Origin of the sequence: Mesorhizobium sp. M1D.F.Ca.ET.231.01.1.1, from assembly GCF_003999155.2 — a bacterium.
In the GTDB taxonomy this organism is placed as follows: Bacteria; Pseudomonadota; Alphaproteobacteria; order Rhizobiales; family Rhizobiaceae; genus Mesorhizobium.
The window spans coordinates 41,822-61,654 of sequence record NZ_RZOZ02000008.1 but is presented as its reverse complement, the minus strand read 5'-3'; the positions used below and the strand labels follow the sequence as shown (position 1 = coordinate 61,654).

Sequence of the window (19,833 nt, the reverse complement as noted above, 5' to 3'; positions counted from 1 at the left end):
ACATTTCCTACGCAACTCCGGACGAAAAGCCGCTACGCACTTTTCCTTGGAACTGCTCTAGCGGATCCTCCGCAACAGCCTCTCCCGATATGCGTCTAGAATGACCGCGAGCACGATGACAAGGCCGATCACGATCGGTTTGAAATTGTCGCCGACGCCGAGCAGCTGCAGCCCGGTGCTCAAGACCTGCAAGATGCAGGCGCCGACCAGCGTGCCGACGATCGAGCCCTTGCCGCCGCTGAGGCTGGTGCCGCCGATGATGACGGCGGCGATCGCGTTGAGCTCGTAGCCGACGCCGGCGATCGGGCTGCCGATGTTGAGGCGCAAAAGATAGACCATCGCCGCGATGCCGGCCGTCAGTCCGCTGATGGTGAAGGCGGCGACCTTGTAGAAGTCCGGATTGTGGCCGGAGAGCCGCACCGCCTCGTCATTGGTGCCGACGGCGAAGATCATGCGGCCGAAGACGGTGAAGCGCAGCACGAACCAGCCGGCCGCGATCACCAGCACCGCGACCAAGAAGATCGACGGCAGGAAGCCGCCGATGATGAGATTGCCGAAATCGACGAAGCTTTGCGGCAGGCCGGTGATGGTCGAATTGTCGCTGACCACGCGGGCGGCGCCGGCGGCCATGTTGAGCATGCCGAGCGTGACGATGAAGGACGGGATCTTCCAGCGCGTCGAGATCCAGCCGTTGAGGAAGCCGCAGACCGCGCCCGTCGCCATGCAGGCGAGCAGCGCCAGCGTGATCGCCATCGCCGGCGAGAGGCTCTCATTGATCATGACGGTCGCCCCAACCACGGTGCAGAGCGCCAGCACCGAACCGACCGACAGGTCGATGCCGCCGGTGAGGATGACGAAGGTCATGCCGGCGGCCAGCACCGTGTTGATGGCGATCTGCACGAAGATCTTGAGCGCGTTGCCGGGCGTGGCGAAATAGGGCGCGCTGACCGAGAAGAACAGCGTGATCAGCACCAGGGCGAGCAGCACGCCGGCGTCGCGCACGAGAAAGCGCAGGAACTTCGCCCGCCCGGGGGAAACCGGCGCCGACACGAGGGATTGGGACGTCTCGCTCATGGCCGCACGTACTCCTGGTAGGCAAGCGACAGGATGCGCTCCTGGTCGAATTCGGGTCGCGGCACCTCGCCGACGATCCTGTTCTTGGAAAAGACGATGATGCGGTGGCACATGCCCATCAGCTCGGGCAGGTCGGACGACACCATGATGATGCCCTTTTGCGCCGCCGCCAGCATCCACAGAAGCTGGTAGATCTCGCGCCGCGCGCCGATGTCGACGCCGCGCGTCGGCTCGTCGAGGATCAGCGTCGAGGTGCCGCGGAACAGCCACTTGGCCAAAACCACCTTCTGCTGGTTGCCGCCGGAAAGATTGCGCACCGCCTGCTCGATCGAGCTTGCCTTGACGCGCAGCTGGCCGACGAGATCATTTGCTGCCGCGCTCTCGGCCCGGCGGTTGAGCAGCCCGTGGCGCGAGACCTTGCCGAGGTCGGTGATGGTGATGTTCCTGTCCACGGCCAGGTCGAGCAGCAGGCCCTGGCCCTTGCGGTCCTCGGTGAGCAGGCTGAGCCCAGCCCGGACCGCGTCCTTGGGCGCCGTGATCGCCACCGGCCGGCCGTCGATCTCGACGACGCCGTCGAGCTTGGGATCGGCGCCGAACAGGGCCCGCATCGCTTCGGTGCGGCCGCTGCCGACCAGGCCGGCTACGCCCAGGATCTCGCCATGGCGGACGTCGAAGGAAATCGCGGGGGTCGCGGCATCGCGCTTCAGATTGGTCACGCTGAGCGCGACCTTGCCCGGCACGACCCTGGCATCGAAGCCGAATTCGTCGGCGATGTCGCGGCCGATCATCATGCGCACGATATCCGGCACCGACAGGCCGTGAAGGTCGCGGGTCGCGACCAGCCGGCCGTTGCGCAGGACGGTCACGCGGTCGCCGATCTCGAACACCTCGTGCAGGCGGTGCGAGATGTAGATGATGGTGACGCCCTTGGCCTTCAACCGCTTGATGATGGAAAACAGCCGCTCGATCTCCGGCGGCGTCAGCGTCGCCGTCGGCTCGTCCAGCACCAGGAGCTTGCTGTCGTAGCTCAGCGCCTTGGCGATCTCGACCAGCTGCATCTGCGCGACGCCGAGCGCCTCGACCCGCGTCCTCGGATCGATGTCGAGGCCGACCTCCTTGAGCAGCGCGACGGCCCGGCGGTTCAGCGCCCCGCGGTCGACGACGCCGAAGGCGCGGCGCGGCAGGTTTTCCAGCATCAGGTTCTCGGCGATGCTGAGATAGGGCAGGAGGTTCAGCTCCTGATGCACGATGCGGATGCCGCTCTGCTGCGCGTCATGCGGCGTCCTGGGCCGGTAGGGCTGGCCGTTGAAGGCGATCGCACCGCTGTCCGGCTGGTAGATGCCGGCGAGCAGCTTGATCAGCGTCGACTTGCCGGCGCCGTTCTCGCCCAGCACGATATGGGTTTCGCCGCGCGCGATCGACAGCGAGACGTCGCTCAGCGCGACGACGCCGGGAAAGATCTTTCCGACCCCTTCAAGGGAAAGAATCACATCATCCATGCAGCAATCCTGAATGGCGCTCTTCTACCGCAACGGCGGTACGAGCGCGTCATCGCCGCCGACGCTCTGCCGGCGGCGATGATGGGACAAGCGAATGGAAGGCGCCAGAGGGAGTGCCGGCGCCCTTGCTCGCCTCATGCCGTGATCAGCTTGACGTCCGTCTTGACCCAGCCGGAGAATTTCTCGCCGGCAAGCTCGCGCAGGCCGTAGTCGATGCCCATCGCCGCCATCTGCGCGCCATACTGCTCGACGGTGGCGAGCATCTTGCCTTCCTTCAGCAGCGGGCCGACGGCCGGGATGTTGTCGAAGCCGACGACCTTGATCTGGCCCGACTTGCCGGCCGCGTCGATCGCCTTGACGACGCCGAGCGCCATCGAATCATTGGCCGCCATCACGCCCTGGATGTCAGGATGCTGGGTGAGGAAGTTGGTCATCAGGGTGTTGGCTTCCTCGGTCTCCCAATGCGCCGTCTTGGAGTCGAGCAGCTTCAGCTTGTACTCCTTCACCGAATCGTCAAAGCCGAGCTTGCGCTGCTTGGCGTTGTCGGCCTCCGGATTGCCCTCCAGGATGACGACCTTGCCGCCCTTGCCCAGCGCCTTGCCGAGCGCGTCGCCGGCAAGCTTGGCGCCGGCGCGGTTGTCCGGGCCGAAGAAGGCGAGATCGACGCCGGCCTTCTTCTTGGCTTTCTCGTCGAGCGCGACGTCGATGTTGATGACCTTGATGCCGGCCTTCAGCGCCTTGGCGATCGGGGTGACCATGGCCTTGGAATCGGCGGGCGCGACGACGATGATGTTGTAGTTCTGGGTGATGAAGTTCTCGATGGCGTCGACCTGAGCGGCGAAGTCGCGCTCGTCCTTCATGCCGACGGCGGCGAAATCGAACTTGTCCTTGTTCTTGGCCGCGTACGCCTCCGCGCCGGCCTGCATCTGCTTGAAGAACTCGTTGGCGAGCGACTTCATGACCAGGCCGACCTTCGGCTTGTCGGCGGCGAAGGCCGGTCCGAGCGGCAGCGCGAGCGCGCCCGCGGCAAGCGCGCTGGTCTTGAGGAACTGGCGACGCGAGAACGAGCCCAGCTCGAGCCTATGCGTATTTGAAACTTTGCTCATGCTTTCCTCCACTTTTAATGAGCCGTAATCGGTTACGTAACCGATTACGCGGCAGACTAGATTGCGATTTTATCAGATGTCAATATCGCAAGCGAGCTATTGGCGCGCGATTTGTTGGTGCCTGCGGGCCTCCTTGAGAGGCTGGCGCGGCCCCTCATGGCGTGGTCGGGTTGATGCCTATCCGGAAAAAGCCCGTGCATAGGTCCGGGCGAATTCGGCGAAACTGGTCGGCCTGACACCGAAGGCATCATGCGTCGCGAGATTGACGCGGGACTTCGGGCGCCTGAGCCGCTCTTGCAGCTGCTCGTCGAGCGCATCGACAAAATCCGCAGGCGCGCCGCTCCCAAGCAACACGCTGCGGCGTTCGTCCCAACTGATCGGGACATATCTGACAGGCCTGCCTGTCGTGGCCGATATCCGTTCAGCTACTTCGTTCATCGTCAGCGCTTCCGGCCCTGTCATGTTCAGGCTCTCGCTCTCGTGACCTCCCTCCCGCAGCAGCCGGCAGGCGACTTTCGCGATGTCCTCGATAGCCACTGGCGCGAGCTCGATATCCGCGAGCGGCAGACGCAGCTCGCCATCCCGGCTTATGGTCGGGGCCTCCCTGAGATAGACCTGCATGAACTGGGACGGCCGAAGGTGCGTCCACGCCAGACCCGATCCTTCAAGATGGTCTTCGATCTCTTCATGCATTCGCGTGAAGCGGAATTTGGCCGGATCGAACCCGATCCCGGACTCCGCTCCGGAGAATTTGACGATATGCGGGACACCGGCCTGCTTGCAAAGATCGATGAAGCTGCATTGCGTTTCGCGCATGTCCGGTGTCCCCGACGAGATCAGCAGCACCCGCGTGACACCGTCGAGCGCTGCCTTGACGTCGTCGCCGGCCCGCATGTCGCCTTCAATCGCGTCGATGCCCGGCAGCTTGTCGATCCCGGTGGCCGACGCCTTGCGAGCGTTTCTCACCAGCGCTTTGGCCGGCACGTGGTTATGGGCCAGCTCACGAACAATTATCTGACCGCTCAAGCCGGTCGCGCCTGTCACCAGTATCATTGGTCTTTCCTTTTCGCGGCCCGCCGTATCCGCCGGCAAAACCTCTCGTCTTGCCAAGACGCGATGGCCGATGAAAAGGATCCTCGACTGTAGAAAAATTTACCGGCCGTGGCCCGGGTCGGCCACGGTCCGATCGATCATCACCGCCAGCCGAGCGCCGGCGCGACGTGCTTCAGGATCGCCTCGATGACATGGGCGTTGTAGTCGACGCCGAGCTGGTTGGGCACGGTCAAGAGCAGCGTGTCGGCCTCGGCGATCGCCTGGTCTTCCCTGAGCTGTTCGACCAGCTTGTCCGGCTCGGCGGCGTAGGTGCGGCCGAACACGGCGCGCTTTTCCGGCTCGATATAGCCGAAATGGTCCTCGCCCTCGCTGCCGCCGAAATAGGCGCGGTCCATGTCGTTGACCAAAGCAAAGATGCTGCGGCTCACCGAGACGCGCGGCTCTCGTTCGTGGCCGGCTTCTTTCCAGGCGGCGCGGTAGGCCCTTATCTGCTCGGCCTGCTGGATGTGCAGCGGCTGGCCGCTCTCGTCGAATTTGAGCGTCGAGCTCTGCAGGTTCATGCCGAGCCTGGCCGCCCATTCGGCGGTGGCGTTGGTCGCCGCGCCCCACCAGATCCGTTCGCGCAAGCCCTCCGAGAACGGCTCCAACCTCAGCAGGCCGGGCGGATTGGGAAACATCGGCCGCGGATTGGGCTGGGCGAAACCCTGGCCGCGCAGCACTTCGAGGAAGACTTCGGCGTGGCGGCGCGCCATGTCGGCGTCGGTCTTGCCCTCTTCCGGCACGTAGCCGAAATAGCGCCAGCCATCGATCACCTGCTCCGGCGAGCCGCGGCTGATTCCCAGCTGCAAACGCCCGCCCGCGATGAGGTCGGCGGCGCCCGCATCCTCGGCCATGTAGAGCGGGTTCTCGTAGCGCATGTCGATGACGGCGGTGCCGAGCTCGATACGGCTGGTCTTGGCGCCGGCCGCGGCAAGCAGCGGAAAGGGCGAGCCGAGCTGGCGGGCGAAATGGTGGACGCGGAAATAGGCGCCGTCGGCGCCGAGCTCCTCGGCCGCGACCGCGAGGTCGATCGACTGCAGCAGCGCGTCGGCGCCCGAGCGCGTGCCCGATTGCGGCGACGGCGACCAATGCCCGAAGGACAGAAACCCGATCTTTTTCATGCGCTCCATTCCGCTTCAGGGCGGGCCTGCTCGGCCGCCCGAACTGTTGTGTTGCTCCAACGCAATACCAAGGAACAGCGTAGAACGGCTCCCGCGTCGGGATTGCGCAAGGCAGATAGTCGAAGCCGAGCGGCGGTTCAACGCAACGCAGCAGGATACAGACCGTCAATCGATCCGGATCCAGACGCCTTTGGTGTTGAGATATTCCTCGAGATGATCGGCGCCGCCCTCGCGGCCGTAGCCGCTCATCTTGTAGCCGCCGAACGGCACGGCCGGGTCGATCGCGTGATAGGTGTTGACCCAGACCGAGCCGGCGCGCAGCCGGTTGGCGAGCTGATGCGCCTTGCCGACATCCTTGGTGAACACGCCGGCGCCGAGGCCGTACGGCGTGTCGTTGCCGCGCCGCACCGCTTCGTCCAGCGTGTCGAAGGGCAGCGCCGCGATGATCGGTCCAAAGATTTCCTCGCGCGCGATGCGCATGCCGTCGGTGACGCCGGAAAAGATGCCGGGCGTCATGAAATTGCCGGCGGCCAAAGCGCCTTCGGTGATGCGCTGACCGCCCGTCACCAGCCGCGCGCCCTCGCGCGCGCCGTCCGCGATGAAGCCGCCGACGCGCTCGAGCTGCCTTGGCGAGATCAGCGGCCCGATCTCGGTCTCCGGATCGGCGCCGTCGCCGATCCGGAGCCTGGCGGCAAAACCAGCCACGCGCTCGACGAACTCCTCATAAATCGGCCGCTCGACGAAGAGCCGCGACCCGGCGATGCAGACCTGGCCCGAATTGGCGAAGACCGACATCGCCGCCACCGGCACGGCGCGCTCGATGTCGGCATCGGCCAGGACGATCACCGGCGACTTGCCGCCGAGCTCCAGCGACACGCGCTTCATGTTGGCGCCGGAGGCGCGCAGGATCGCCTGTCCGGTGGCGGTAGAGCCGGTGAAGACCAGCTTGTCGACATCCATATGCGCGGCCAGCGGCGCGCCGGCCTCCGCGCCGGTTCCGGTCACGACATTGACGACGCCGGGCGGCACGCCGGCTTCCTGCATCAGGTCGGCGATCAGAAGCGGCGTCAGCGGCGCTTCTTCCGAGGGCTTCAGGACGATGGTGCAGCCGGTGGCCAGGGCCGGGCCGATCTTCCAGATCGAGGCGGCGGTGGGCGCATTCCAGGGGATGATCGCGCCGACCACGCCGACCGGCTCCTTGCGCGTGAAGGAGACGATCTCGCCCGGCAGCGAGTTGCCGATGGTCTGGCCATGGATCGACGTCGCCATGCCGGCGTAGAAGCGCAGCATGCCGAGCACGCGGTTCTTGTTGGCCAAGGTGCGGGTGACCGGCATGCCCATGTCGGTGGTGTCGGAAAGCGCAAGCTCCTCCCAATGCCGCTCCATCAGATCGGCGATCTTGAGCAGCAGCTGCTGGCGCTCATAGGGCTTGAAGCGGCTCCACGGCCCCTCGAAGGCCCGCCGCGCCGCCGCGACCGCCAGGTCGATGTCCCGGGAATCCGACAGCGGCACGGTGCCGATCACGGCGCCGGTGGCGGGGTTGCGCGTCTCGAGAGTCCGGCCGCTCACCGAATCGCGCCATTCACCATCGATCAGCATCTGCCGGTGCCGGCCGTCGATCGGCGTGTGCAAGGAAAGGTCCCTCACCGATAACGTCATCTGAAGCCGCTTCCTCCGATGAGCATGGAGTTATGGCACCGGCCCGCGCATGGGCGCAAGTTTGCTCCGCCGTCGAATGTCCGGTCGCCGGCGCCTGATTTGTCCATCCGCCATACTTTGTGCTTCATCGCCTGCTGAACAAGGCCGAACCGGCCCGCCATCCGGCAAGGGGGCGGCAAAAACGGAGCCCGGCACCCGTTCATGCATGAGCTGACGCCCGTTCTCTCCACCGTTGCGGCTTCCTTCCTGGCGTCCTTCGTCGAGGTGGTCGAAGCCTTCACAATCGTGCTCGCCGTCGGCGTGACGCGCGGCTGGCGGCCGGCGCTGACCGGCGCCGCATCGGCGCTCGCGGTGCTGGCCGCGCTGGTGCTGGCCTTCGGGCCGCTGCTGGCGCTCGTCCCCATCACGCCGTTGCAGTTCGCGGTCGGCGTGCTTCTGGTCCTGTTCGGCATGCGCTGGCTCAGGAAGGCGATCCTGCGCAGCGCCGGCGTCATCGCGCTCCGCGACGAGGAGGCCGCCTTTTCGCGCGAGACCGACGCGCTCAGCCACCAGGCCGAAGACCGCCGCGCCGATTATCTGGCCGGCGTCGCCGCCTTCAAGGCGGTGCTGCTCGAGGGCGTCGAGGTGGTGTTCATCGTCATTGCCGTCGGCGGCGCCCACGGCCGGACGCTTCAAGCCGGCCTCGGCGCGCTGGCGGCCTTCATGCTGGTGATGCTGATCGGGCTGGCCGTGCACCGGCCGTTGGCGCGCGTGCCGGAAAATGCGCTCAAATTCGTCGTCGGCCTGATGCTGACCAGCTTCGGCGTGTTCTGGACAGGCGAAGGCCTCGGCGCCGAATGGCCAGGCGAGGACCTTGCGCTGCTTGCCATCTTTGCCGTCATCGCCGCCGCATCCTTCGCCATGGTGCGACGGCTGCGCGGCAGCCACGCGGCGCCCGCTGAAGGAATTGCCCGATGAGGATCATCCGCCTTGTCCTGAAGGAGCTCATCGGCATGTTCGTCGACGACGGCAGTCTCGCGCTTCTGTCGCTGCTCCTGATTGCCCTGGTGGCCGGCGCCGTGAAGCTGCTTGCGTTGCCGCCGCTCGCCGGCGGCGTCCTGATCCTGGTCGGCTGTCTGGCGATCCTTTTGGAAAGCACGAGGCGCGCCGCGCGCGGCGGCGGCCGGACCTAAAGCATGTCTCCCGTGGACCGGTTTCGGGACAAAGACATGCTTGAAATCAAAGATTTAAAGCGGGGCGCGTGAATCTTTCCCACGCGACGTGCTTTAAGCCGAGGCATCGGGCAGGTCAGGTCAACCTCGGATTGCGCGGCTTTCCTTGCGGATCATGCGTTTCACGAAAAGCTCGGCGTGCTCGGCCCACTTGATTTCGGTGACGTTGTTCTCGCGGACCGATCGCTTGAAAGCTTCTCGCAAGGCGTCGAGCTCGAACACCGAGAGCCTATTGTGTTTCGATATGCGAACGTCCATCGCGCCAGCCGACCGCCAAAGTTATATCTACGTATATGCTTCGCCAGCCCGGACTCAAGGCGTTGCCGCTGACTTCTTTTGGGTGCAATCGGGTCGATCGCGATCAGTAGATCGTGAACAAGGTCGGCAGCATGCCGATCACGCGAAAATGCTCGACCGTCTCGATGAGCGGGAACAAGGCCAGGAAATAAAGCCCGTCCCGGAACGTGCTTTTCAGCGCGCCGGTGGAAAACACCCACTGATCCTGGTCGCGGTAAAGCATTGGGTTCGGCCAGAAACGCGGCGTTCGTTCGGCATAGGCGGTGTAGGCGGCGCCGAACTTGCCGGACAGGAACTCGGCTTCCCGGCCGGCGGTGAAGCGGAAGACGAGGAAGCTCGCGAGGCCGAGCGTCACGGCCGCCAGCACCGATCCGAACATCAGCCCGATGCCGACCGCGCCGATGGTCGAGAAGAAATAGAGCGGGTTGCGGGTCATCGAGAACGGACCCGAGACGATCAGTTCGTCGTTCTTCCTGCCGCCGACATAGAGGATGCTCCACAGCCGGCCGAGGAAGCAGATCAGCACGAGGCCGAAGCCGGCCGTCTCCACCAGCTCGTGCCCGCTCGATCCCTCGCTGAGAAACGGCTTGGAGAACAGCAGCAGCACGATGGCCACCACCGCTGCGGCCTGGACGACGATCAGGCGCCTGTGCTGGTCGAACGCTTTCGGCGCTGACTTGAGCAATGTGTAAGCCATTCGGTTTCGGTCACTCCGGCCCGGGCGGGACGTTACCCCACTAGCCTTTCTCCAACCTCATTGCGAGGCCCGATCAGTATTTTCGGTCATTCTTACGAATTTGTAAGGAGCTGGACAGGCGCGCGTAAGCCCGGCTTGTGGGAATGGCTCATCGCCGATGCTACCATGGCGTCTGCGATGGAATCCGGACGATACGCCAACATGCGACTTCTGCTGGTTGAGGATGACCCAAGGACGGCCGACTACATCGTCAGGGGGCTCTGCGAAGCCGGGCACGCCTGCGACCTCTTGCGCAACGGCCATGACGCGCTCGTCGCGGCGACCCGCGATGCCTATGACGTCATCGTGGCCGACCGCATGGTCCCCGGCCTCGACGGCCTGTCGATGATCAAGGCGGTGCGCGCGGCGGGCGTCACGACGCCGACCATATTCCTGACCTCGATCGGCGGCGTCGACGACCGGGTCGAAGGGCTCGAGGCCGGCGGCGACGACTATCTCGTCAAGCCTTTCGCCTTTTCCGAGCTGCTCGCCCGCATCAACGCGCTCGGCCGGCGGCCGGCGGCGCAGGAGCAGAAGACCAGCCTGCGCGTCGCCGATCTCGAAATGGACCTGATCATGCGCCGCGTGACCCGGCAGGGCCAGGTGATCGACCTGCAGCCCCGGGAATTCAGCCTGCTCGAGGTGCTGATGCGCGGCGAGGGCCGCGTCATCACGCGCACCATGCTGCTGGAGCGCGTCTGGGATTTCCATTTCGACCCCAAGACCAGCGTCGTCGAGACCCATATCAGCCGGCTCAGGGCCAAGGTAGACAGGCCGTTCGAATTGGCGCTCATCCACACCGTGCGCAACACCGGCTACAGCCTGCACGCCCAAGGTTGACCCCAAGGTTGACGATCCAGGCCTGATCGCATCTCGCATGCCCGACAAGCTGCCCGTATATAAGCGGCATGTCGATGCTGGACACTGCAAAGCGATGGGCGCGCGGCATCAAGCGCGACGTGGTGGCGTTGTGGCTCGCTGCCCGCGATCCGCGCGTTCCCTGGTATGCGAAGGCCGTTGCCGGTGCGGTCGCGGCCTATGCCCTCAGCCCCATCGACCTCATTCCGGATTTCATCCCGGTCTTCGGCTATCTGGATGACCTTTTGATCGTCCCGCTCGGCATCATGCTGGCGGTGAAGCTGGTCCCTGCCGGTCTTATGCAGGAATTCCGCGACGAGGCCACGCGCCGCGCCAAGCCGGTCAGCAAGGCGGGGCTGATCTTCATGATCGCGGTTTGGATATTGGCGGCACTGGCCTTGCTGTGGTTGTTCTGGCCGAAGTCCGTCTAGAGCAATTCCAGGAAAAGTGTGTAACGGTTTTCCGTTCGGAATTGCGTAAGAACAAATAGTTTGAGCGATGAAAGAAACACGCGTCAGCCTGCTGCGCAGCACGCCGTTCCGGCTGGCGCTGACCTTTGCCTTCCTGTTCGTGCTCGCCTTCATCCTGTCCGGCGCTGTCGTCTACCAGCTGATGAGCGCGGACCTCGCGAGACGGCTCGATCAATCGATCAAGGAAACCTATACGGTCGTGGCCCTGACCTATGCCGGGAACGAGAAGGAGGACCTTGTCGCCTCGGTCAACAACAACGCCGACCTCAGCCCCGACAAGGACCAGCTTTTCTCGCTGAGCGACGCCGACGGCAACCATCTGGCCGGAAATTTCACCGCTTCAGGCCTGCCCGACGGTTTCTCCATGTTTGCCGCCAGATTGCCGGGGGTGCCGCCCGACACGATGTATCGCGCCTATACGGGCGAGGTCGGCGGCAACAGCCTCACGGTCGCCTTCTCGCTGGCCGAGACCGACGAGCTGGAGACCATCGTGCTGATGAGCTTCGGCTGGGGCATGCTGTTCATCACCGGGCTCGCGATCGCCGGCGGCGCCTTGCTCGCCTCGCGTGTCCAGCGGCGGCTCGACGGCATCGCCGCCACCATGGTCGACGTCTCGCACGGACGGCTGGACGCGCGCATCCCGCTGATCGGCAATGGTGACGACATCGACGCCGTCTCCGCCCAGGTCAACGCCGCGCTCGACCGGCTGTCCGCGCTGGTCGACGGCATGAGGGAGGTCAGCGCCAACATCGCGCATGACCTCAAGACGCCGCTCAACCGGCTGCAGATGATCCTGGAGCAGGCAGCCGACAAGACGGCTGCAGGCGAGGAAGTCGCGGCCGAGCTGTCGGACGCCCGCGCCGAAAGCCGGCAGATCAACGAGACCTTCGACGCGCTGCTGCGCATCGCCCAGATCGAGGCCGGCGCGCGCAAGGCGCGCTTCGTCGATCTCGACGTCGGCAGCGTCGTCGGCACCATCGGCGAGGTCTATGCCGATGTAGCGGAGGATGACGGGAAGTCCCTGTCCACAAAACTCGTTCCGGACACCAAATGGTATATCCACGGCGATCGTGACCTGCTGATGCAGATGCTCGCCAATCTGGTCGAGAACGCGCTCGGGCACGGCCCGCCGGGCACGTCGATCGAGCTGGCGGTGACCGGGCAGGACGACCGAATCCTGGTCCATGTAAGCGACAACGGTCCCGGCATCCCGGCGGAGGAGCGCGAAAAAGTCTTCCAGCGGCTCTACCGGCTGGATTCCAGCCGCACGACGCCTGGCAGCGGCCTGGGCCTCAGCCTCGTCAAGGCGGTGGCCGACCTGCATGGCGCCACCATCACGCTGGAGGACAACAATCCAGGGCTCGCCGTGATCGTCAGCTTCCCGGCCGTGGGAACTCCAGCTGCCTGACGGGACTGGTATGTTCTGTTCGAACCGTCTTACGCACTTGTATAGCCGCTGCCAGCCGCTCGAAAACTCCGGTCTTTAGGCTTGCGAAGTCCGCCGGTTCGGGAACGAGGTGAAGACCCTGGCGAAAAGATCACCGTCACCTATTCCGCCCAGGCCGAGGTCGAGGAAGCGACAACGTCATATCGATATCCCTTCCGCTCTTAGGAACTCATTGAACGACAGGTGCGCCACGCCTTCCATCTTGCAGATGTCCGGAATGCGCATTTTCTTGGCGCTCTGCTGGTACGTGTTCGGCTTCTCCATGCTTATCACCGGAAGCTTCAAGGTCATCGCCAGCGCTATGATTGAAATATCATTCAAGCCAACTGTGCCCTTGCGGTTTCCGTTATATTCGGAAATCACCGATTCGTACTTGGCCTTTAGCATCTCGACGCAATCAAGGTACTCCGTCCACGGCCACTTGTCATCGCCGACTTCGTAACACATTGATTCAGCGCACGATTTTAGGCACTCGCCGATCTTGCCTTCAATGGAATCAAGTTCGTCCAGGATTTCTTGGTTGCAGCAAAGCTTGCCCGCCTCGACTACCTTCGAAACTTGCGCCCACAGGGATGCGAAAATATCCTCCGGAAGGTTCTCCAGAGGATTACTGAAGCCAGACGTGTCGAGGCAATAAGCCGGCACTCTAGTCCCCGAAGTGGTTCCTTATGTCGTATAGGTGCGACAGGCTCTTGATCCCCATGAATTCTGCCGCGTTGTGGTTTGTAATTCGTCCGCTGTTCCAAGCTTCGATAACCAGTCCCGTATAGAAATCACCGCGACTTGAGCGATAGCGCTGGCCGTAATACTTCGGCCTTCCGCCTCCCACGTATTCCTCTTCCTCTTTGATGAACTCGGGGCGCTTGACGAACCAATAAAAAGCGGGCTTCACGAACCCAAGCGCTACCAGCCGGATCAGCATCGCATGACGACTTACGGCATAGCGATTTGCCATCGACCGGAGCTCTTTTTCTCCAATCTCATCCATTGGCGCTTTCAGGCCGCCCATTTCTTTTTCGATGGCCTTCTTCGGCATAAGAAAGGCCGCTGCAAAGCGGTTGCACCATGCCTCGATTTGTTTGAGGCCCTTTGCCCCTCCAAACCTGGGTGGGCCACTAATGGCGCTTTGCCTAAGCAGGATATGGGCAAGCTCGTGCGAAAGCGTAAATGCCTGCGCGCTAGGTGCCTCGCCTCCGTACACAATAATTGGAAGCGGCTCCGCGAACAGGCAAATACCCCTCGTCCGAAGCCGCGTTATCCCGTTCATGCGAAGAACCAGAACTCCGATTTCTTCGAATTTGCGCCTGAGAAAATTTGGGAATTGGTCGCGTTGATCAGATCGTATGGAAAGCTGTCTTTCGACGCTGAATTTGATGGTGTCACGCACCTTCTCAGCTATCGATTCGACGTCATCATTCACCGACGAATATAGATCGGACGGGAATTTTGGTGGTTCGTCTCCGATGATTTCCAGAAGATCTAGAGCGTTGAGCCGTTGTTCTTCCGCCCACCGCTGGACCTCCTCCAGAGCAGCGAGTTCTTGCCCTGGCGTGCCCCCACTATGAAAACGAAAGTCGGGCACAAGCTCAGTCGGCGGCACGTGGGGAATTTCCTTGGAGAAGAACTCCAGAAACGGCCGATCGTAGATATCAGCTAGGCGTCTCGCCTGTTTGACCGTGGGCGATCTGTCGCCTGATTCCCATTCCGCAAGCCTGTCTGGGCTTACGTTGATCCGCCGTGCAATTTCCTTGATATCGCCGTGGACACGGTTCCTCGCCCAGCGAAAAACTTCGCTGTTAAACGGAATCCGTTCCTGTGCACCCCCGGCCATGCGTCGCATCCTTACCTAATGATTAGGACAAATCCACGGTTCACTTGACGCTGCGCAGAATTTTCTTAAGGCGCGCTTACATTTGCTTGAAGGGGATATGTTCCAAAGAGTTAGAGCGTTCCGCTACCGCGCGGCTCCCGCCCGGCGGAAATCGGAGGGCGACATGCCGGCAAGCTTGCGGAAGGATTTGTTGAAGGCGCTGAGCGAGCCGAAGCCCGAGTCCATGGCCACCTTCAGCACATTGGCGCCCTCATGCATCAGAAGCGCCTGCGCGTAACTCAGCCGCAAGAGATTGACATATTCGTTGAGCGTCATGCCGGTCGATTTCTTGAACAGGCTCATGGCGTATTTCGGATGGATGTCGGCCGCTGAGGCGATGTTCACGCAGTCGATGTCGTAGAGGAAATTCTCGGCGATGAAATCGCACATGCGCCCGACATTGCGCGAGGACTGCTGGTCGAAGGGGCTGCCGGCGCCGTGTCCGATTGCCGTTTCCGGCACCAGCCGGTAGGGCTCGAAACGCACCCGCTCAAGCCTCAGCAGCAGCTCGTTGACGGCGTGTTCGGCCTTGGCCGCATCGCCCGAGCGCGCATACTCGTTCCAGCGCTTGAAATTGTCGTTGTCGGACTGGTCGGTGGCATTCGTCACCAGTGTCGCGCCGGTCATCAGCCGGTGCCGGACATCGGCCGGCAGATGCAGCCTGAAGAAATGCACCAGCGGCAGATGCGCGCCGGCATAGATCGCGTCGTCGGAGAGATCGTCCATCTGGTGCGGCAGCCCGCCCCAGAACAGGCACATCTCGCCGGCCGACAGCGAGATCTCATGCTCGGCCATGCGGTAATGCACGCTGCCGCGCACGATGAAATTCACTTCCACCTGGGCGTGCCAATGCGGCTTCAGCATCACCAGCGGGTGGTTGTGGAACATCTGCATGGCGAAAGGCAGGCCTTCGACGCCCGCGCCTGGCTGATAGAACGGACGCTCCGGCATCTTACTTTCCGCCAACTTCTTATTCCCTTTGTCGGGGACAAGCCTTCCGCGCCGCATATTCTAGCCATGCTCACGGTGAGAGAGCAAACGAAATGGGAGGATTTCAATGCGCACCACACTGACCTGCGCCACGCTTTTGCTTGCCCTGGGCTCCGGCCCGGCCTTGGCGCAATCCGGCGAACTGACGATCTGGAGCTGGAACATCGCCGCTTCGTCGCTGAAGTCGACGATCGAGGGCTTCAACAAGAAATACCCCGATATCAAGGTCACGGTTCAGGACCTCGGCAACCAGCCGACCTATGACAAGTCGATCGCCGGCTGCGCCGCCGGCGGCGTCGGCCTGCCGGACATCGTCTCGATCGAGAACGGCGAGGCCGAGAACTACTGGAGCCAGTTCCCCGACTGCTTCGTCGACCTGCACACGCTGGGCTACACGGCGGACGATGAGAAGAAATTCCCCGACTTCAAGCGCACCGAGCTCGAGGTCGGCGACAAGGCCTATGCCATGCCCTGGGATTCCGGCCCGGTCGCCGTCTTCTATCGCCGCGACTTCTACGAGAAGGCCGGCGTCGATCCGGCCTCGATCAAGACCTGGGACGATTTCATCGCCGCCGGCAAGAAGATCCAGGCCGCCAATCCAGGCGTCTCGATGACCAATGCCGATTTCAACGGCGACACCGAATTCTTCCGCATGATCTCGAACGAACAGGGCTGCGCCTATTTCGCCGAGGACGGCCAGTCGATCACGGTCAATCAGCCGAAATGCGTCGACGCCATGACCAAGGTCAAGGAGATGAAGGACGCCGGCATCGTCACTTCGGCCGACTGGTCGACCAAGATCACCAACAACACCGCCGGCACCGTCGCCACCCAGGTCTATGGCGGCTGGTACGAGGGCACGATCCGCACCGAATCGCCGAAGGAAAACGGCAAATGGGGCGTCTACCTGATGCCGAGCCTGACCGCCGACGGCCCGCGCGCCGCCAATCTCGGCGGCTCCTCCCTGGCCATCACCGCCGCCTCGAAGAACAAGGAAGCGGCCTACGCCTATCTCAAATACACGCTGGAGACCAATGAGGGTCAGATCACCATGCTGAAGGATTTCGGCCTGGTGCCCTCTCTGATCTCGGCGCTCGAGGATCCCTACGTCGCGCACGGCCAGCCCTATTGGGGCGACCAGGCGGTGTGGAAGGACATCCTTGCCACCTTGCCAAAGGTCGCGCCGAGCCGCGGCACGCCGTTCCAGAGCGACGCCGAGATCATCGTGCGCGCCGTGCAGACCAAGTATCTGGCCGGCGGCTACGCGGACGCCAAGGCCGCGCTCGACGACGCCGCCAGCCAGATCGCCGCGGCGACCGGCCTGCCGGTCAAGTGAGCGCCACTTTTCCTTCTCCCCTTGTGGGGGAGAAGGTGGATTGGCGCAGCGCCAAGACCAATGAGGGGTGTTGGACGGACTGCCGTCGTTGCCAAGCTGGAACACCCCTCATCCGGCCGCTTCGCGGCCACCTTCTCCCACAGGGGAGAAGGCAAGATAGGGCAGCGCCTAGATCGACAATGGCGCTGCTCAGGCAAACTCCAGGCGAATATCGAAACTGCGCTGGTCAAGAAGGCGCGACAGGAAAGGAAGGAGGAGCACGATGCGCTACCGCAACGCCACCGCGTATCGCTTCCTCACGCCCTATCTGCTGATCTTCGCCATCTTCTGGATCTGGCCGATCATCAGCTCGTTCCTGATCTCCTTCCAGGCGACACGCACCGTGCCGTGGCGCTTCGCGCCGACCTTCAACTGGGGCCGCCTGATCGGCGACCCCGCCTTCTTCAACGCGCTGAAGAACACGCTGCTCATCCTCGTCATCCAGGTGCCGGTCATGATCTCGCTGGCGATCGTGATGGCGGTGCTTTTGAATTCGCCGCTGCTCAAGGCGCGCGGCCTCTACCGCTTCGCCTTCTTCGCCCCGGTCGTGGTCGGCGAGGTGGCCTATTCGGCGGTGTTCCGGCTGATGTTCAGCCTCGATTTCGGCATCGTCAACAAGCTCCTGAACGGCGTCGGCCTGCCCAAGATCGACTGGTTCTCCAACGTCACGCCGGCCATGGCGCTGATCATGATCGCGGTGACGTGGCGCTGGGCCGGATACAACGCCATCATCATCCTTGCCGGCCTGCAGTCGATTCCCGACGACGTCTACGAGGCGGCGACGCTCGACCGTGTCAGCAAGGTTAGGCAGTTCTTCCACATCACCTTGCCGCTGTTGAAGCCGGTCATCGTCTTCTGCGCCGTGCTGTCGATCATCGGCACCATGCAGCTTTTCACCGAACCGTTCCTGATCACCGAGCGCGGCGGACCGGGCGGCGGCACCGAGACACTGGGTCTCTTGCTCTACCGGCAGGGCTTCCGCTCGCTCAATTTCGGCTATACCTCGGCCGTCGCCTACACCATGGCGGGCCTCGCCATCGCCATCACCCTGGTGCAGCTCTGGCTGACGAGAGAGCCGAAATGACCTCGCGCTCCCAAAGACGCCTCGGCCGCAGCATCCTGCTGCATCTTGTCCTGACGCCGCTGGCGCTGGTCTGGCTGTTTCCGCTGTGGATGATGGTGGTGTTCTCCACCATGCCCGACAACGGCATCTTCAGCCCCAGCATCGAGCTTCTGCCGCACGACAATTTCCTCGAGAACGTCAACAATCTGCAGCGCGACACCAATTTCATTGGCGCCATCGGCATCTCGGTCTCGGTGGCGGTGACCTACACCTTCCTCTCGGTGCTGCTCACCTCGATGGCCGGCTGGGCGCTGGCGCGCTACGAGTTCCTCGGCAAGGGTATCGTCGTGGCGATCATCCTCGGCACCATCACGCTGCCCTATGCCGTGGTGCTGATCCCGCAATTCATCATGGTGGCGCGCGACTTCCAGCTCGCCAACACCTGGATCGCGCTGATCGTGCCGCCGCTGTTCAATTCGCTCGGCGTGCTCTTCATGCGCCAGGCTTTTTCGATGATGCCGGCCGAGCTGTTCGACGCCGCAAGGGTCGAGGGCGTCAAGGAATGGCGCATCTTCCTGTTCGTCGCGCTGCCTCTGGCGCGGCCGATGCTGGCGGCCTTGGCCATCATCCTCTTCCTTGCGTCCTGGAACAACTATCTCTGGCCGCTTTTGATCAACAGCCAGCCCGGCGCGATGACGGCGCCGGTGGCGCTCGGCACGCTGATCGGCCTGACCAAGGTCTCGTGGGGCGGCATCATGGCCGGCGCGGTGATGCTGACCGTGCCGATGCTCATCGTGTTCGTGCTCTTGCAGCGTCATTTCATCGCCGGCATCGCCGCCGGCGCGGTCAAATAGGACAGGAGCGAGATGGCAGCGGTCACACTTAGCAACGTCGTCAAGCACTTCGGCAATTTCGAGGTCGTCCACGGCGCCGACATCGACGTCGCCGACGGTGAGTTCGTCGTCTTTGTCGGTCCCTCCGGCTGCGGCAAGTCCACGCTTCTGCGCATGATCGCCGGGCTGGAGGACATCAGCGGCGGCGAGATCGCCATCGGCGGCAAGCTGGTGAACGACGTCGAGGCGGCCGACCGCGGCATCGCCATGGTGTTCCAGTCCTACGCTCTCTATCCGCACATGACGGTGGAGCAGAACCTCTCCTTCGGGCTGCGCATGAACGGCAACCCGAAAGCCGACACCGAACGGCGCGTGAAGCGCGCCGCCGAGATCCTCCGCATCGACGAATTGATGCAGCGGCGGCCGAAGCAACTCTCCGGCGGCCAGCGCCAGCGCGTCGCCATCGGCCGCGCCATCGTGCGAGAGCCGCAGGTTTTTCTCTTCGACGAGCCGCTCTCGAATCTCGACGCCGAGCTGAGGGTGCAGATGCGGGTCGAGATCTCGCGCCTGCACAAGGAGCTCGGCGTCACCATGATCTATGTGACGCACGACCAGACCGAGGCGATGACGCTGGCCGACCGCATCGTCGTGCTCAAAGGCGGCAATGTCGAGCAGATCGGCGCCCCGCTCGACCTCTATGACGATCCGGCCAACCGCTTTGTCGCCGGCTTCATCGGCTCGCCGAAGATGAATTTCATCGCGGCGAAGGTCGTCGAGACGTCCAACAGCGCAGCAATCATCGAGCTCGTCAATCACGGCGGCGCCAGGCTGCGCAAGCCGGTGTGCAAGGCCATGCCTGCGATCGGCGCCGACGTCGTGCTCGGCGTCAGGCCGGAGCATTTCTTCGAGGCCGGCGAGGGCGATTGCGACATCCCGGTCAAGGCCGACGTCGCCGAGCATCTGGGCTCGGTGAGCTATGTCTACGCCGATGCCGGACCCGAGGAGCTGATCATCGAGCGCGAGGCCGCCCGCCAGCGCGCCAGCAGCGAACATTTCACCGTCGCGATCAAGGCCGAGCGCTCGCTGCTCTTCGACAAGACAGGCGCGAGGATCCGCTGACTTCCTTTTCCGC

At 63.5% G+C, this 19,833-nt stretch carries 20 protein-coding genes; 9 read left to right on the top strand and 11 right to left on the bottom strand.

What is annotated here, in order from left to right; all coding sequences use genetic code 11:
* Window positions 1-57: 57 nt before the first annotated feature.
* The 6 genes from EN874_RS20930 to EN874_RS20905 all read right to left on the bottom strand — a co-directional run bounded on the left by EN874_RS20930 (window position 58) and on the right by EN874_RS20905 (window position 7,551).
* Window positions 58-1,074 carry an ABC transporter permease gene (locus EN874_RS20930; RefSeq protein WP_127427071.1) on the bottom strand — a complete coding sequence of 339 codons (1,017 nt, stop codon included), beginning with the start codon at window positions 1,072-1,074 and terminating at the stop codon, window positions 58-60.
* Entirely contained in the window at window positions 1,071-2,573 is a 1,503-nt protein-coding gene (locus EN874_RS20925; RefSeq protein WP_127427070.1) for a sugar ABC transporter ATP-binding protein, read from the bottom strand. Before EN874_RS20925 ends, EN874_RS20930 begins: the two co-directional genes overlap by 4 nt.
* 134 nt (window positions 2,574-2,707) lie before the next feature.
* Complete coding sequence (locus tag EN874_RS20920) at window positions 2,708-3,679, bottom strand: sugar ABC transporter substrate-binding protein (protein WP_127427069.1); 972 nt, start codon at window positions 3,677-3,679, stop codon at window positions 2,708-2,710.
* 177 nt (window positions 3,680-3,856) lie between these two features.
* Window positions 3,857-4,732 (bottom strand): SDR family oxidoreductase, encoded by an 876-nt coding sequence (locus EN874_RS20915; RefSeq protein ID WP_127427068.1) that lies wholly within the window; start codon window positions 4,730-4,732, stop codon window positions 3,857-3,859.
* A gap of 140 nt (window positions 4,733-4,872) precedes the next feature.
* Window positions 4,873-5,892 carry an LLM class flavin-dependent oxidoreductase gene (locus EN874_RS20910; RefSeq protein WP_127427067.1) on the bottom strand — a complete coding sequence of 340 codons (1,020 nt, stop codon included), beginning with the start codon at window positions 5,890-5,892 and terminating at the stop codon, window positions 4,873-4,875.
* Between the two features lie 165 nt (window positions 5,893-6,057).
* A complete protein-coding gene (locus tag EN874_RS20905) occupies window positions 6,058-7,551 on the bottom strand; it encodes an aldehyde dehydrogenase family protein (RefSeq protein WP_127427066.1) in 1,494 nt (497 codons plus the stop codon).
* Window positions 7,552-7,752: 201 nt separating this feature from the next.
* On the opposite strand from EN874_RS20905, the gene EN874_RS20900 reads away from it, so the two are divergent.
* Window positions 7,753-8,508: a COG4280 domain-containing protein gene (locus EN874_RS20900; RefSeq protein WP_127427065.1), complete on the top strand. Its 756-nt coding sequence runs from the start codon at window positions 7,753-7,755 to the stop codon at window positions 8,506-8,508.
* Window positions 8,505-8,723, top strand: coding sequence for a hypothetical protein (locus EN874_RS20895; RefSeq protein WP_127427064.1), 219 nt, complete (start codon window positions 8,505-8,507; stop codon window positions 8,721-8,723). Before EN874_RS20900 ends, EN874_RS20895 begins: the two co-directional genes overlap by 4 nt.
* A gap of 120 nt (window positions 8,724-8,843) precedes the next feature.
* Here the strand turns inward: EN874_RS20895 and EN874_RS33770 are convergent, their stop codons facing one another.
* On the bottom strand, window positions 8,844-8,984 hold the full coding sequence (locus EN874_RS33770; protein WP_168247538.1) for a hypothetical protein: 141 nt from the start codon (window positions 8,982-8,984) through the stop codon (window positions 8,844-8,846).
* Between the two features lie 139 nt (window positions 8,985-9,123).
* Window positions 9,124-9,756, bottom strand: a complete 633-nt coding sequence (locus tag EN874_RS20890) for an isoprenylcysteine carboxylmethyltransferase family protein (protein ID WP_127427063.1) — start codon at window positions 9,754-9,756, stop codon at window positions 9,124-9,126.
* 201 nt (window positions 9,757-9,957) lie between these two features.
* On the opposite strand from EN874_RS20890, the gene EN874_RS20885 reads away from it, so the two are divergent.
* The 3 genes from EN874_RS20885 (at window position 9,958) to EN874_RS20875 (ending at window position 12,531) form a co-directional block, all read left to right on the top strand.
* Entirely contained in the window at window positions 9,958-10,635 is a 678-nt protein-coding gene (locus EN874_RS20885) for a winged helix-turn-helix domain-containing protein (protein ID WP_127427273.1), read from the top strand.
* 68 nt (window positions 10,636-10,703) lie between these two features.
* Window positions 10,704-11,084, top strand: coding sequence for a YkvA family protein (locus EN874_RS20880; RefSeq protein WP_127427062.1), 381 nt, complete (start codon window positions 10,704-10,706; stop codon window positions 11,082-11,084).
* 67 nt (window positions 11,085-11,151) lie between these two features.
* Entirely contained in the window at window positions 11,152-12,531 is a 1,380-nt protein-coding gene (locus EN874_RS20875; RefSeq protein ID WP_127427061.1) for a HAMP domain-containing sensor histidine kinase, read from the top strand.
* A 177-nt stretch (window positions 12,532-12,708) separates the two neighbouring features.
* Here the strand turns inward: EN874_RS20875 and EN874_RS20870 are convergent, their stop codons facing one another.
* From EN874_RS20870 to EN874_RS20860, 3 genes are all read right to left on the bottom strand, one after another.
* The gene (locus EN874_RS20870) at window positions 12,709-13,215 is read right to left on the bottom strand and encodes a DUF4411 family protein (protein ID WP_127427060.1); all 507 of its coding nucleotides are present in this window, start codon (window positions 13,213-13,215) and stop codon (window positions 12,709-12,711) included.
* A gap of 1 nt (window position 13,216) precedes the next feature.
* The gene (locus EN874_RS20865; RefSeq protein WP_168247537.1) at window positions 13,217-14,401 is read right to left on the bottom strand and encodes an XRE family transcriptional regulator; all 1,185 of its coding nucleotides are present in this window, start codon (window positions 14,399-14,401) and stop codon (window positions 13,217-13,219) included.
* A 123-nt stretch (window positions 14,402-14,524) separates the two neighbouring features.
* A complete protein-coding gene (locus EN874_RS20860) occupies window positions 14,525-15,391 on the bottom strand; it encodes a helix-turn-helix domain-containing protein (RefSeq protein ID WP_127427058.1) in 867 nt (288 codons plus the stop codon).
* 106 nt (window positions 15,392-15,497) lie between these two features.
* On the opposite strand from EN874_RS20860, the gene EN874_RS20855 reads away from it, so the two are divergent.
* The 4 genes from EN874_RS20855 to ugpC all read left to right on the top strand — a co-directional run bounded on the left by EN874_RS20855 (window position 15,498) and on the right by ugpC (window position 19,820).
* Window positions 15,498-16,766 carry an ABC transporter substrate-binding protein gene (locus tag EN874_RS20855; protein ID WP_127427057.1) on the top strand — a complete coding sequence of 423 codons (1,269 nt, stop codon included), beginning with the start codon at window positions 15,498-15,500 and terminating at the stop codon, window positions 16,764-16,766.
* Between the two features lie 262 nt (window positions 16,767-17,028).
* Window positions 17,029-17,889, top strand: a complete 861-nt coding sequence (locus tag EN874_RS20850; RefSeq protein ID WP_127427056.1) for a sugar ABC transporter permease — start codon at window positions 17,029-17,031, stop codon at window positions 17,887-17,889.
* On the top strand, window positions 17,886-18,722 hold the full coding sequence (locus EN874_RS20845; RefSeq protein ID WP_126086770.1) for a carbohydrate ABC transporter permease: 837 nt from the start codon (window positions 17,886-17,888) through the stop codon (window positions 18,720-18,722). The genes EN874_RS20850 and EN874_RS20845 overlap by 4 nt, the downstream gene beginning before the upstream one ends.
* Window positions 18,723-18,734: 12 nt before the next feature.
* Window positions 18,735-19,820, top strand: coding sequence for a sn-glycerol-3-phosphate ABC transporter ATP-binding protein UgpC (gene ugpC, locus EN874_RS20840; RefSeq protein WP_127427055.1), 1,086 nt, complete (start codon window positions 18,735-18,737; stop codon window positions 19,818-19,820).
* The last annotated feature ends 13 nt before the right edge of the window (window positions 19,821-19,833 follow it).